9 protein-coding genes and 1 pseudogene are annotated in these 13756 nt (G+C 63.0%); 5 read left to right on the top strand and 5 right to left on the bottom strand.

The genetic code is table 11. The features are described 5' to 3' along the window. Window positions 1-207: DUF5615 family PIN-like protein (locus tag NKJ84_RS31870; RefSeq protein WP_352509838.1), on the bottom strand; the 207-nt coding region annotated here is incomplete at its 3' end. Beyond that, complete coding sequence (locus NKJ84_RS31865; protein ID WP_352509837.1) at window positions 204-824, bottom strand: DUF433 domain-containing protein; 621 nt, start codon at window positions 822-824, stop codon at window positions 204-206. The genes NKJ84_RS31865 and NKJ84_RS31870, both read right to left, overlap by 4 nt. A gap of 184 nt (window positions 825-1008) precedes the next feature. Here NKJ84_RS31865 and NKJ84_RS31860 point away from each other — a divergent pair, with 184 nt between their 5' ends. Further along, window positions 1009-3156 (top strand): ParB/RepB/Spo0J family partition protein, encoded by a 2148-nt coding sequence (locus tag NKJ84_RS31860; protein WP_352509836.1) that lies wholly within the window; start codon window positions 1009-1011, stop codon window positions 3154-3156. 117 nt (window positions 3157-3273) lie between these two features. Continuing rightward, window positions 3274-3660, top strand: coding sequence for a hypothetical protein (locus NKJ84_RS31855; RefSeq protein ID WP_352509834.1), 387 nt, complete (start codon window positions 3274-3276; stop codon window positions 3658-3660). A 482-nt stretch (window positions 3661-4142) separates the two neighbouring features. On the opposite strand, the gene NKJ84_RS31850 is transcribed toward NKJ84_RS31855, so the two are convergent. Together NKJ84_RS31850 and NKJ84_RS31845 are read right to left on the bottom strand one after the other, a co-directional pair. After that, window positions 4143-4595, bottom strand: coding sequence for a hypothetical protein (locus tag NKJ84_RS31850; RefSeq protein WP_352509833.1), 453 nt, complete (start codon window positions 4593-4595; stop codon window positions 4143-4145). A 150-nt stretch (window positions 4596-4745) separates the two neighbouring features. Further along, window positions 4746-6081, bottom strand: a pseudogene (locus NKJ84_RS31845) (IS701 family transposase). A gap of 202 nt (window positions 6082-6283) precedes the next feature. Between NKJ84_RS31845 and NKJ84_RS31840 the strand changes: the two are divergent. After that, a complete protein-coding gene (locus NKJ84_RS31840) occupies window positions 6284-6967 on the top strand; it encodes a transposase (RefSeq protein ID WP_352509832.1) in 684 nt (227 codons plus the stop codon). A gap of 36 nt (window positions 6968-7003) precedes the next feature. Here the strand turns inward: NKJ84_RS31840 and NKJ84_RS31835 are convergent, their stop codons facing one another. Further along, window positions 7004-8197: a DUF1173 domain-containing protein gene (locus NKJ84_RS31835; protein WP_352509831.1), complete on the bottom strand. Its 1194-nt coding sequence runs from the start codon at window positions 8195-8197 to the stop codon at window positions 7004-7006. A gap of 185 nt (window positions 8198-8382) precedes the next feature. Here NKJ84_RS31835 and NKJ84_RS31830 point away from each other — a divergent pair, with 185 nt between their 5' ends. Together NKJ84_RS31830 and NKJ84_RS31825 are read left to right on the top strand one after the other, a co-directional pair. Then, window positions 8383-12945, top strand: coding sequence for a strawberry notch-like NTP hydrolase domain-containing protein (locus NKJ84_RS31830; RefSeq protein WP_352509830.1), 4563 nt, complete (start codon window positions 8383-8385; stop codon window positions 12943-12945). 11 nt (window positions 12946-12956) lie between these two features. Beyond that, window positions 12957-13756: DUF7146 domain-containing protein (locus NKJ84_RS31825; RefSeq protein WP_352509829.1), on the top strand; the 800-nt coding region annotated here is incomplete at its 3' end.

The raw sequence follows: 13756 nt of genomic DNA, 5'->3' as shown, positions 1-13756 counted from the left end.
CAGCTCCTCGCGGCGATAGAGGCCGCGAAAGTCGGTCGTGTTGTGCGTGACGAGCACATAGCCGTCATCGACCGCGCGCCGGGTCACCATATGGTCCTTGGCGCCGGCGAGGCCCAGCCAGCGCACATGGCTCGACTCTGGAAAACCCCGTTCGCGCGCCAGTTTCGCAAGCTCTGGGCTCAGGCATTCGTCGATCAGGAATTTCACGAAACGGCCGGCAGATCGTCGAGACGGATTGTGCGTTTCGATTTCGCCGCCGTGCTGCGCCACGCCGGCTTGACCGGCGGACGGCCACGCCGCGGATAGGCGAGCGCATAGTCGGCCGCGAGCCTGATCCGGTCGAGAGTCAGTTGCGGATAGGCGGCACGGATCGTCTCGGGAGTATCGCCATTGGCGAGCATGTCGGCAACGTCATGAACAAGCACGCGTGTTCCCACAAAGGCCGGCTGACCGCTAAGTACCGCTGGATCGCGCGCCACCATGGCCTTGGCTTTCCTCAGCCGGCCGAGGCCGGTCCTTACCCCGGCGGTGATCGGCTTCAGGTCGACCTTAAGCGGATCGTCCGCGACCACGGGCGCAGCATCATCGGCAATGGCGTGCTCGACGATCCGCCGCCGCGCGGCCGGCGTCAGCGTCTCCGCCGTCAGCCAGGCGAGGCGTAGGCCGACGAGACCCGCTCCGATGATGACGCGGCTGCCGCGGCGTGTCTCGACACGGCCGCGTAGCAATCCGGCATCGATGATGCGATGCACCTGCTTAAGCGGCACCTGCGTTACCGCCGCCGCTTCATTGGCGGTGAGCACTTCGGTACTAAACCCCGGCATGACAATAATCCTTCCACGTTCATGGAAGATATATAGTCACTCTGCCGTCCGCAGTCTAGCGAAGGTTTGCGGCAGGCGGCCGGCGCCGGTGTGAGGCCTGGAGGCAGAGGGGGGAGGGGAGGTTCCTGACGGGCTTGGAGGTTCGGGGAGAGGCCCCGGGCCGCCCGTCATGGAGAACCTGACCATGGCAAAGAACGCCATTCAGAAGATTGCGATGAACGCCGCGGAGAACATTCCCTATGACAAGCTCAGGCTGTCGCAGAAGAATGTCCGGCGCATCAAGGACGGCGTGTCTATCGAGCAGCTCGCCGAGGACATCGGGCGGCGAAAGCTCATCCAGAGCCTGAACGTCCGTCCGATGCTCGACGGCGAGGGCGAGGAGACCGGCACGTTTGAGGTGCCGGCCGGCGGCCGGCGCTATCTCGCGCTCGGTATCCTCATCAAGCAAAAGCGCCTGGCAAAGAACGAGCCGATCCCCTGCATCGTTAACCGCAGGCAGGAGACCTCGGCCGAAGAGGACTCACTTGCTGAAAACCTGCGGCGCGCCGACCTGCACCCACTCGACCAGTTCCGAGCCTTCAAGACGCTCCGCGATCAGGGCCTCGATCCGGAGGAGATCGGCGCACGCTTCTTCGTATCGCCGGCGACGGTGAGGCAGCGCCTGCGATTGGCATCGGTGTCCCCGATGCTGCTCGACCTCTACGAGAAGGACGAAATCCGGCTCGAACAGATCATGGCGTTTTCGATCTCGGACGATCACACGCGCCAGGAGCAGGTCTGGGAGCGGATTTCCAGCTCGCACATGCAGGAACCTTATTACATCAGGCGTCTGCTGACGGAGACCACGGTCCGGGCCGATGATCGCCGGGCCGTCTATGTCGGCGCCGAAGCCTATGAAGCAGCTGGCGGCGTCATCCTGCGCGATCTCTTCGAGCAGGACTCCGGTGGCTGGTTCCACGATGCGGCGCTCGTCGAGCAGCTTGTCTTCGACAGGCTGAAGGTGGATGCCGAGGCGATCCGCGCCGAAGGCTGGAAATGGGTCGAGGCGGCGATCAGCTTTCCCTACGGCCATACCTCCGGCATGCGGCGCACCTATGCCGAAGCGCAGGAACTGAGCGCCGAGGAGATCGAACGCTACGACGCGCTGAAGGCCGAATACGACAAGCTGGATGCGGACTATGCCAAGGCCGAGGACGCCGACGAGGCAATCGAGGCGAAGCTCGACCAGCTGGGCGCCGAGCTCGATGCGATCGATGATCGTCCTCAAAGCTACGATCCCGCCCAGAAGGACATTGCCGGTGTGTTCGTTACGCTTGCCGCGAACGGCGAGCTCCAGGTCGACGCCGGTTTCGTGCGGTCCGAGGACGAGCCGCGGACCGAGACCGGCGACGTCGAGGAGGGCGAGGAAGGGGGCGCCGAGGGCCAAACCCGATCCAGTGGCGACGATGGCGAAGGTGTTGTCGTCAACGGCGAGCCGGTGGGTGACGGCTCTGGCGACGACGGCGAGGACGATTGCATCAAGCCGCTGCCCGATCGGCTCGTTTTCGACCTGACCGCGCAGCGGACCCTGGCGCTACGCAACGCGCTCGCCGGTGACGTCGACATCGCCATCGTCGCCGCACTCCATGCCTTCGTCCTGCAGGTCTTCTATCGCTTCGCGCCGGACACGTGCCTGGAGATCAGCCTGAAGAGCGGCAGCTTCAGCCAGGTCGATGGTCTTGCCGAGACATCCTGGGCCAAGGAGATCGCCGAGCGGCACGAAGCCTGGGACCGCGATCTGCCCGATGAAGCGGAAGGCCTGTGGGACTTCCTGCTCGGCCTCGACGAAGCAAGCCGCAAGGCGCTGTTCGCGCACTGCGTCTCGCTGACCCTCAATGCGGTGGTCGAACCCTGGAACAGGCGAGCGAAGGCGCTCCAGCATGCAGACCTGCTTGGACGTTCGCTCCAGTTTGACATGGTCGACGCCGGCTGGACGCCTACCGTTGAGTTCCTCGGGCGGCTCACCAAGGCGCGGATTCTACAGGCTGTCCGCGAAGCTCGTGGCGCAGACTCCGCGCAGCTGATCGACCACATGAAGAAGGACAGCATGGCGTGTGAGGCCGCCCGTCTTCTCGAAAGATCGAACTGGCTGCCCGAGCCGCTGCGCCTTGAGATTGATGAAGTGGCTACCGATGCTGGCGACGCGGTCGCCGGCGACAGGTCGGACGAGGCGGCTATCGACGGCGATGCCGCCGAGCTGCCGGCCTTCCTCGCCGACGATGCGGATCCGTCCTCCGATGAGCCGGTGACCATCGACGGCGACGAAGCAGATCACCTCCAGGCCGCCGAATAATCGGCCTCCCGCTCGGCACGGGTCCGGCACCTCCACCGGACTCATTCATTTCCAACTCACTCTCAAGTCCGGGATAGCCAAGGCGATCCCGGACGCTTTCGTTTCATGGAGATCCGCATGTTCGACTGGAAAAGAAGCTGTTCGTACGACGAGCAGCAGAAGAGACATTTCCACGCGACAGCCCGTTCACGGCTGAAGAAACTCGCCGTCGAACTTGCCCTGCCGCAGGGAAGCTTAGACCTGCGCTCAAACAAGGCGGGCATAGCCGTTTCCGGTGAAATTACCCTGCACCATGACCGCGCCTACATTCAGGTCGGCCAGTTCGGGCTGTCCTCAGGTCACGGCATCCTGATCAGGACCTGCACGGGGCGCAAGGACTATACCGGCGGGGCCAACCACTTCGTCGCACTCAGCATGCTCGAGGACATTCCGGCGCTCGCGGCGGCCGTCCGCGCCATCACTGGCGTCGGTCGTCAGAATCCGTCCCAATCCCACGCCGCATGACATCCCGCAACAGCCGCCAAAGCCAAGTCAACAGCCTGTCGGCCGGGAGCGACCCCGCCGGAGCCGGTGGGCCGAAGATCGCGGCAAACGCACGCTCATTAACGCCGGAAGGCATGATGCTGTCTTCAAGGTGCTCGATGATCTGTCGGATCTCGAGATCGACGAGTTCCTGTCCAAAGTGCGATTGCGTCAGAGCTGACGAAGGAAGGCGACGATGGGCACCTATAAGAACCGCGCCTCGGCGGCGAAACGTCTCCTCACGGTGACTGACCTTGGCTCAGTGGATGCACCCGCGTACGGCGCATCCTCAAGCTGTTGAGCCAAACATCGACGAGGTCTTCGTGGTCAAGAAAGCCACGCTCCAGGGTCGGACCTCTATCCGCAACACCAGCCTGCATCCCGGTATCCAACATGCGAGTCCGTATGGCCAACTGCCAGGAGGATATAAGCATCCGGCCCTCAGCAAAACTTCAGGTCAGTGCCTACCATGCGGGAGGTACCCGGCATTGCGTAAAGCGCCGATGAACAGGCAGGCCGGGCCGGCGATACTCGTCTTGGCCTGCATCGGTAGCGGAAGGGTGTTCCAGTCCTCCAAGGGAGCGATAAAGCTGGAGAAAGTGCCATTGACCATGCAATGGCTGGTCAACAAGCCTTGCTTGTCCCAGCACCAGAACGCCTGTCTGATCGCTAGGATAGCGGATGGCGGCGACCCGCTGAAGTTCCATGTCGCCATCGATTCGCAAATTGAAAAGCAGTACGCCGTGGCTTCGGTTGGCGATTTCTGAGACTTTTTCCGTAAAAGGTACAGTAAGCGCACGAACGCTTTCGACTGCCATCCCGAAAACAAGCGCGTCCAGCTCATCCGCCGCCATGAGAAGATTAGTTCCCAAGAAAATTTGGATTGCAATCGCTCCAGCCGGATTGTGCACAGTCATCGCGCGCCGCTGGCTAGACGCCTGAGCATCGCGTGTATGGATGCAGCTCTGAAGATCCACCTCTCAGTAGGCATGTTTGCCCCCGCTGATTGAGCCGGTCGCCTAACACTACTTTGGCACTTTAGGCTCTGGATATTCGCAAGGAGCATGTCACAGCGAGGACATCGTCGGGGTGGAGGTCGTGCGAAGATGTCGAGGATCGCTTGCCTGATGGCCGGCATGCTTGGCTGTGGTGGCGGTCCCGAGACTCTTTTTTTTCCGTCCCGCTGCTTTGAGGCGGCGGGATTGAAGGAAGGCGTAGGCGATCATCGTCATCAACGCATGTCGATGTAATCCCGTCCAGGATCTACCTTCGAAGTGGTCGAGCCCAAGCTCTTCCTTGAGCTGCTGGTGGGCCTGTTCACAGATCCACCTGGCCTTGATCGTGGCAGCGAGCGTCTTGATGGTGGCATCGGCCGGCAGGTTCGACACATAGTATTTTTGCTCCCCGGTCGACCGCCGCTCGCCGACGAGCCAAACCTCGTCGCCAAGCATGCATTGCATACGGTTATCGAGCATCCGGTGCTTATGGCCATCCGCAACACGGACACGACGGGCCGCGAAGAGACAGGTCAGCCGACCTTTGGTGCCCCGCCGCCAGCTGACCTTTTGCCATTTCCCTTCGGCCAACAACGTTTCAGCCGAGACCGGGGGCTGATCAGGGATGTGGTATTTGCGGGGCTTTCCGGCCTTCGCGACGGGGAAGATCAGGGCAACGTCGGCGGGATAGACGTTCTGGCGTCGCGACAGACCCACTGCCCACAGCAGACCGCGCTCACTCAAAGCCTGACGGAAGGGTCCGCTGGAGCCGTACCCTGAATCGGCAAGCACACAGTCAAAACGCGCACCGGAGGCGATGACGCGGTCGACCTCCTCGATTGCAATCTCCGGCTTTGTCAGAGCAGTCTGTCTATCCTTCGGCACACGAGCCCGCGCCATACGTTCAGGATCATCTGTCCAGCTCTCGGGCAGGAATAGCCGCAGGCCCACCATCACCGGCACCTCGCGCGACGCCAAGGTTACCGAGACCAGCGACTGACAATTGGCAGTCTTTCCGAGCGACGAGGCATATTGTGGCGCGACGCCAACCGAGTGACGTCCCTTCTTGGGCAACGCCGTATCATCGATGACAAGAAAACCCGCCTCATCGCCAACCAGGCCATCTGCCTTCTTCAGCAGGGCAGCCTCGAGTGGAGCACTGTCCCAAACTCCGGCAGCGACGAAATGATGAAGCTGATCGTAGCCGACCTCGCCAGCGCGCGCCGCCATCGGCTGAACGCTCTTGCGGTCTCCTGGACCAATCAAACCCGCGACATAGAGAGGACACATCCGCGCCCGGGTCTTGTGCCCTAGCGCCGCGACAAACGGCGCAAGCCAGCGCGCCAGATCAGCTTGCCAGTTCCCATCCATGGCCGGCCCCTCCAAAAGCCGACCTCCTATGAATCACCGAAGACGCCTCTTGGGAATCCTGAAAGTGCTCGCCCGCCAAAATCTGCCAAAGTAGTGCTAAGGCCCATGACACATCGCTTGCTCGTTGCGTCGCTTCTCCGATAAAGCACGGCGAGAGCGACAGATACCTTCGCGTCGGATACTCGCAAAAACGAACAGCGACTTGGCTTGCAAGTCGTCCTCACATCAAGGAACAGACTATGAAGCGCCAGATCCGGCCATTTGTTGTGGAAGTGAAACAGAAGCACGGCAAGCAAAAGTCAAGCCATTCGATCTGGGGTGGTCTCGACCTGTCCAAAATTGTCACGGAAATGACGCAGCCGGCTGACGGTGCTCAGTTGCCAAATTCAGAGGTCATTGACTTCAGTATAAGAGCCATTGATGCTGAAGGAGGGGATAAACCAAAAGCGGAGCATATCATGGCCGATTTTCAGGACGCTCAGACTGTTCAGACGACAGTAGCGCCAGCCAAAGTGGAAGTGCCTGAATCCAAGAAGAAAATTCCGCGAGCAAAGAAAGCGAAGGCAGAGCTCGCAAAGCCGGCCCGGAGGAACGGGGCGAAGCCAGCGCCCCAGGCCGCTGAATCTCCGTTAGCAGTCAAGACCACCCGCAAGACATATTCCGAGAAGGAACGCGCCCAGAAGCTTGACCAGATCGAGAAATCGATCGCTGGCGGCGCGACCAGCAAGATTGCGGTCGGCCAGGCCGGCATATCCGAGCAGACCTACTATTATTGGAAAAGAGCTGCCGCACCTTCTTCAGAAAGTGGTGATCTCCGCGATCTTGTCGCACTCGAAGAAGAAAACAAGCGCCTCAAGAACCTGCTTGCCGACCGTCTGCGCAAGGAAAATGCCGAGCTCAAGAAAAAGCTGGGCCTGGCCTAAGGCATACTGAAGCATCGACGGAAATTCCGCCGACGCTCAGAGCGGTAGCGGCGGCATATCGCCTTCGCCGACACGCCACACCCAGGAGCCGATCTCCGGACGCGTGGCGATCATTTCGTCGAGCGACGCCTCGAACGCTTCGTCCGCACCGGCCGGAACGACAAAGAGCGCTATCGGCTCGTCCCTGTTCTGAAGCAATGCGTTGGCGATCGGCTGGTCGGGTTGTAGGTCAAAGCGCAATCCCTTCACGCTCTTCTCACGAACGCGGGCGAGCCCATCGACGAGCCTTTTCTCCGGGATCGTCTCGTAGGGAATCCAGTTTTCGGACACCACCATCAACGCGACCTCCTCGACAATGGCGAGGCCGGCCGGGTTCAGTCCGAACGTCGCGATCGTCATGAGATGCGAGCTGGAATCCGCTGCCCACAACGACAATTCTTTCTCAAATCGCACCTGCAAGCGGCGATGCAATGCATCTTCGATCATGAAGGGAAAACCGGGCAAATGCCTGATGACGAGTTTCTGACCGGAGCGGGCGGGCACGATCTCCTTCACCTCGCCGACCAGGACGAGCAACTTTCGGGGACCGGATTTCGGCGGGAGCGCCGTGCCGAGAACCGCGTTGCGACGCTGTTCGATGGCTTCCTTGTTCTCGGCGCGAAACGGCTCGGGCACGAACAGGATATCCGCGAGCGGTCCGCCCCTCACCGTCATTTGCCCGGCAGCCTCGAGCAGATGCCAGCGGACATTCCACCAATGTCGCTTGCCGGCCCATCGGGATGTCCAGACCGTCAGTTCGGCCTCGTGCCAGAGATAATGAAGCAGGCCACGCAGCGACATCCCCCTGGGATCGGCGGTTACGCTGGCGGAACTTTGCCCCGCAGGCACGGACGCTGCCCGGCTCCCCGTCTTGGACAGGCTGAAGTCCAATTTGAGGGCCGCCATGCCGCTTTGCGGATCGAGCTTTATCGCGCTGCCCATCAAGGCGCCCAGACCGGACAGTTCGTAAGGTGATTCATAGGAATCACAGGATGGATCATGTCCGCCGCCGCTCAGCGGCATGCGCTTGATCAGGTGAAGGTCGCCGATGCGGGCGATATACATCGGGCAGCCTGGCTCGCGGCACAGGCACAGCGGACGCTCGGTGCGGGCATAGGCGCTCGCCAACGCCGCCTGCAGGTCAGGCGCTGCCCCCTCGTAAACCTCACTGCCAATTCTGAACCGTCGCATCACCTCCGCCGCTCCAGGTCGCCGCCGCATCCCTGTGCGCGCATTCAAGTCATGGCTTTGCGCAGAGCGCAACCCATTTGGTGCATCGGCGCCAGAGGCAGAGGGGAGCCGGGAGGAATGCGGCCCGGCTGGCGCGCAGAGAGTGTCGGCGCGGGCGCCTCTCCCCTCTCGCGAAGGACATCTCCATGAACATCGTTTCGACCACAGCTGCCGCTCCCCTCGACGCGCCGAGGCACGTCCCCATCAACAACGCCCAGGCGATCTATCAGGCGGCAATGCGGCTTCTGCCGTTCCTCGAGCAGGGCAAGTCTGTCACCACTGCGGAACTGCGCACCACCATGACGACAAGTTTTGGCGGCAGCGATGCGCAAGGGTTCTGGGTCTGGAAAGACGCCTATGAGGCGCTCGAAACCGCCCAGGTGCTGTTTCTGCGCCGGTTCGGAGCAGCGATCCTGTCCCGGTCCACCACGCCGCAGGCGACGCTGGCGATGATGAAGCGCATCGCCGAACTTCTTCCCACTCATACGCGACGGTCCGACGAGAGCCAGGCCATGCAGCAGCTCTCCACGCCCTTGCCGCTGGCCTTCGTCACGGCGCACGCCGCGGCGATCTCATCTTGCGACCTCGTTCTCGAACCCTCGGCCGGCACCGGTCTGCTCGCCGTCCATGCCGAGATGGCGCGCGCCTCGATCGCTCTCAACGAGCTTTCAGCGACACGCGCCGATCTCCTCGGCCTTCTGTTCCCGCGCGTTCCCGTCTCGCGGCACGACGCCGCCCATATCGACGATCATCTCGACGCGGCCATGGAGCCGTCCGTCGTGCTGATGAATCCACCCTTCAGCGTCGGCGCATATGTCGACGGCCATGTCGCCGATGCCGCATGGCGGCACCTCTCTTCCGCATTCGCACGCCTGCTTCCGGGCGGACGCCTCGTTGCCGTCACCGGCTCCGGGCTGTCTCCCGAAAACTCCAAATGGCGGCCGGCCTTCGAACGGTTGCAGCAGCAGGGCACCACCGTCTTCACCGCAGCGATCGACGGCCGTGTCTACGCCCGCCATGGGACGACGGCTGAGACCCGCTTGACCATCATCGACAAAGTTCCTGCTAACGACCCAACCAGCTTCTCCGGCTCGCCGGGCAAGGCCACGGATGTCGAAACGCTGCTCTCCTGGATCACGGATCTGCCGCCCCGGACACCGGGCGGCTTTCCGAACTCGACCGGTACATTGTCCAACGGCATCGTGCGCAATGCCGCCATGCACATTGCCCAATCGGGAGCGAGAGCCGCACCCCTCGGTGCCTCAACGGCTGCTCCGAAGGCCATCCAATCGGTCCGCCCGACTGCGCGGGCGAAGCCCGCCCGCCAGGTCATGGCAAACAGCACGCCGGCTGTCCCCCTCGCCTATGAGCTGCGCGACTGGATGCCGGAGGAGGGCGGCCGGCTCACCGACACGATCTACGAACCCTATGCGCTCCAGTCGATTGACATTCCCCGCGCGAAACCGCATCCGACGTCGCTCGTGCAGTCGGCCGCAATGGCCGCCGTCGCGCCGCCAAAGCCTTCCTATCGGCCGCTTCTTCCTGATGCGATCATCGACGAGGGCCTGCTGTCAGACGCCCAACTCGAAAGTGTCATCTATGCCGGCGAAGCCCATTGCGGCCATCTCACCGGCGCCTGGACTGTTGACGAGACCTGCGATGTCGTCTCCGCCGCGCCAGAAGGTGCTGAGAACGCGGTCCGCTTCCGCCGCGGATGGTTTTTGGGTGACGGAACCGGCTGCGGCAAGGGACGGCAGGTCGCCGGCATCATCCTCGACAATTGGCTACAGGGCCGCCGCCGTGCGATCTGGATTTCCAAGTCGGACAAATTGCTGGAAGACGCCCAGCGCGATTGGGCAGCACTCGGCCAGGAAAAACTTCTCGTGCAGCCACTCTCGCGCTATCGGCAGGGCACGCCGATCCGCCTTGCCGAGGGCATCCTGTTCACGACCTACGCGACCCTGCGCTCGCAAGAGCGGGAGGGCAAGAAATCCCGGATCGCCCAGATACTCGACTGGGTCGGCCAAGAGGCCAGGAGGGACGAAGGCCCGACGGGGAACAGAGGAAACTTGGCGGGGAGGCCCGAAAGCCAGACAGGGATTAAAGAAAGCCAGACAGGGATTGGAGAAAACCCGTCGGGGGCGAAAAAATCTTTCGATGGCGTCATCGTCTTTGACGAGGCCCACGCCATGGCTAACGCCGCTGGCGGCAAAAGTGAGCGTGGCGACGTCGCGCCCTCGCAACAGGGCAGGGCGGGACTGCGGCTGCAGCACGCGCTGCCCGATGCCCGCATTGTCTACGTCTCCGCGACCGGTGCGACCGCCGTCGAGAACCTCGCCTATGCGCAACGTCTCGGCATCTGGGGCAGCGAGGATTTTCCATTCGCCAACCGTGCCGAATTCGTCGCCGCGATCGAGGACGGCGGTGTCGCGGCGATGGAAGTGCTCGCCCGCGATCTCAAGTCGCTCGGCCTCTATACAGCGCGTTCGCTTTCCTATGACGGTGTCGAATACGACCTGCTCGAGCACGCGCTGACCGAGGAGCAGATCCGCATCTACAACGCCTATGCCGACGCCTTCCAGGTCATTCACAACAACCTGACCGCCGCACTCGAGGCGACCAACATCACCAGCGAGTCCGGCACGCTGAACCGCAACGCAAAATCGGCGGCGCGCTCAGCCTTTGAAAGTACCAAGCAACGTTTTTTCTCGCATTTGATCACCTCGATGATGACGCCGACTCTGATCGGCGCGATTGAGCAGGATCGGCTCGAAGGTCATTCGGCAGTCGTGCAGATCGTTTCGACCGGCGAGGCGCTGATGGAACGACGCCTTGCCGAGATCCCGACCGAGGAATGGTCGGACCTGCATGTCGACGTCACGCCGCGGGAGTATGTCGGCGGGTACTTGATGCATTCCTTCCCCATCCAGCTGTTCGAGGAATACTCGGACGCCGAAGGCAATGTGTATTCGCGGCCTGTGCACGACGAAGATGGCAACCCGGTCCAGTGCCGCGAGGCAGTTCGGCGGCGCGACGAGATGGTCGAGCGGCTTGCGTCGTTGCCGCCGGTCGGCAGTGCCCTTGACCAGATCATCCATCACTTTGGCACCGACACGGTTGCCGAGGTGACCGGCCGCTCGCGCCGCATCGTCAAGAAATCCGGCCGCGACCGTATCGACCGGCTGGCCGTGGAAAACCGCCCCGGCTCGGCCAATCTGGCCGAGACCCAGAGTTTCATGGATGACGACAAGCGCGTTCTGGTCTTCTCCGACGCCGGCGGCACTGGCCGCTCCTACCACGCTGATCTCGGTGTCAGGAACCAGAGGCTGCGCAAGCACTATCTGCTCGAGGCCGGCTGGCGGGCCGACAACGCCATCCAGGGTCTCGGTCGGACCCATCGCACAAATCAGAAGCAACCGCCGCTGTTCCGGCCCATGGCCGCCAATGTAAAGGCCGGCAAGCGCTTCCTGTCGACGATCGCACGCCGGCTCGACACGCTGGGCGCGATCACGCGCGGTCAGCGCCAGACCGGCGGGGCAGGGCTGTTCCGTGCCGAAGACAATCTCGAAAGCGCCTACGCCCGAGCGGCGCTGCGGCAGTTCTATCATCTGCTGCACCAGGGCAAGATCGAGGGCTGCTCGCTCACGACCTTCGAGACGGTGACCGGGCTGTCGCTGACGAGTGACGACGGCGGATTGCGGGACGAGCTGCCGCCAATCACGACCTGGCTCAATCGCCTGCTGGCGTTGCGCATCGAAACCCAGAACCTGCTGTTCGAGGTGTTCGAGCAACTGATGGCAGCAAAGATCGAAGGCGCCATCGCCGCCGGCAATTATGACAAGGGTCTGGAGACGATCACGGCGGAGAGCATCGTCGTCACTGATCGTAGGACCGTCTATACCCATCCGGTCTCCGGCGCCCAGTCGCACGTGCTCACCGTCGCGCGCAAGGACCGCATCCGGCCGCTCGGGCTGGTCGACGCGCTGGCCATCGTCCGGGCGGAGCCCCAATCGGTTCTGCTGGTGAACGCCCGGTCCAGCCGTGCGGCGATCCGGCTGCCGACGGCGAGCTTGATGCTCGACGACGGCACGATAGAACACCGCGTGCGGCTGCTGCGGCCGACCGACGAGCTGCGCTTCGGTCTCGACGCCCTTGCCGAAACCCACTGGCAGCCGACCGACCGAAACCTGTTCCGCGAGCTTTGGCAGGCAGAAATCGACGCCGTCCCGGAGTTCACCACCAGCACTTTCCACATCGTGACGGGTCTGCTGTTGCCGATCTGGCGGCGGTTGCCAGACCATGATTGTCAGGTCTACCGGATCCAGACCGATGCCGGCGAACGCATCATCGGGCGTCACATCGCCCCGACGCTTGTCGCCACCATGTTCCGCAATCTGGGGCTCGACGATGTACCCAAGCTCGCGCCGGAAGATGCCTGGACCGGGCTTGTCGACGGACGGATCGGACTGCAACTCGCCGATGGCCTGATTCTGCGCCGCGGCCGCGTCATGAACGACTACCGTGTCGAATTGATCGGCTTCACCGACGCCATGGTTCCGCGGCTGAAGGCGCTGGGGCTGATCTCCGAGATCATCTCCTGGAAGCTCCGGCTGTTCATCCCAACGTCCGCGCAAGGGTCTGCCATCCTCGCCGCGCTCCTCGACCGCCATACGCTGGTTGGCGTCACCGACCGCACCTCGGCGGCTTGAGGGAGCTGATGATGACCGGCTCGGCCTCAGAGCTGGCACGCCGCCTTGGCGATCATGCCGAGGCGGTGTGCCGCGAATATCTCTCCAACGGCCATCGCTCCGGCAATTACTGGATGGTCGGCGATGTCCGCAACACGCGCGGCCGTTCCATGCATGTGCGGCTGAAAGCCAACGCGAAAGGCCCGGCGGGTAGGTGGGTCGACGAGGCGACGTCTGAGTTTGGCGATCTGCTCGATGTCATCCGAGAAAGCTGCGGTCTTGTTGATTTCCGTGACGTCGCGGATGAAGCGCGTCGCTTCCTCTCCGTGCCGCTGCCACCGCCCCACGCTCCTGGCGCGCAACGCCAGCCTGCCGCGGCACCCGGCTCGCCTGACGCGGCGCGTCGCCTGTTCGCCATGTCGCAGCCGATCGCCGGCACGTTGGCCGAACGATACCTCGCCGGCCGCGGCATCCTGCTTTCCGCGCATGAGCGTGCCGTGCGCTTCCATCCCGGCTGCTACTGCAGGGATCTCGTGACGGGCGAGACGCAGACCCTACCTGCGCTCATTGCCGCTGTCACCAGCCTCGACGGGCGTATCACCGGCCTACAACGCACCTGGCTTGATCCTTCGGGTCAGGGCAAGGCGCAACTCGCGGATCCACGCCGTTCGCTGGGGAATCTCCTTGGCAACGGCATCTGGCTTGGCCACCAGCCCGGTGCGCCCGTCTCGGTCATGGCCGCCGGCGAGGGGTTCGAGACGATGGCGTCGCTTAAGGTGGTGATGCCGGCGCTGCCGGTTGCCGCCGCCACTTCGGCCAATCACCTCGCCGG

Source organism: Mesorhizobium sp. M0048, from assembly GCF_040323405.1.
Taxonomy (GTDB): Bacteria; Pseudomonadota; Alphaproteobacteria; order Rhizobiales; family Rhizobiaceae; genus Mesorhizobium.
Note: the sequence above shows the minus strand (reverse complement) of the source record. Positions and strands in the feature narration are given on the sequence as shown.

Bases quoted from the DNA above. Each gene is read 5' to 3' on its own strand.
- NKJ84_RS31865 (WP_352509837.1), bottom strand. From the start codon at position 824: ATGCCGGGGTTTAGTACCGAAGTGCTCACCGCCAATGAAGCGGCGGCG.
- NKJ84_RS31860 (WP_352509836.1), top strand. From the start codon at position 1,009: ATGGCAAAGAACGCCATTCAGAAGATTGCGATGAACGCCGCGGAGAAC.
- NKJ84_RS31855 (WP_352509834.1), top strand. From the start codon at position 3,274: ATGTTCGACTGGAAAAGAAGCTGTTCGTACGACGAGCAGCAGAAGAGA.
- NKJ84_RS31850 (WP_352509833.1), bottom strand. From the start codon at position 4,595: ATGACTGTGCACAATCCGGCTGGAGCGATTGCAATCCAAATTTTCTTG.
- NKJ84_RS31840 (WP_352509832.1), top strand. From the start codon at position 6,284: ATGAAGCGCCAGATCCGGCCATTTGTTGTGGAAGTGAAACAGAAGCAC.
- NKJ84_RS31835 (WP_352509831.1), bottom strand. From the start codon at position 8,197: ATGCGACGGTTCAGAATTGGCAGTGAGGTTTACGAGGGGGCAGCGCCT.
- NKJ84_RS31830 (WP_352509830.1), top strand. From the start codon at position 8,383: ATGAACATCGTTTCGACCACAGCTGCCGCTCCCCTCGACGCGCCGAGG.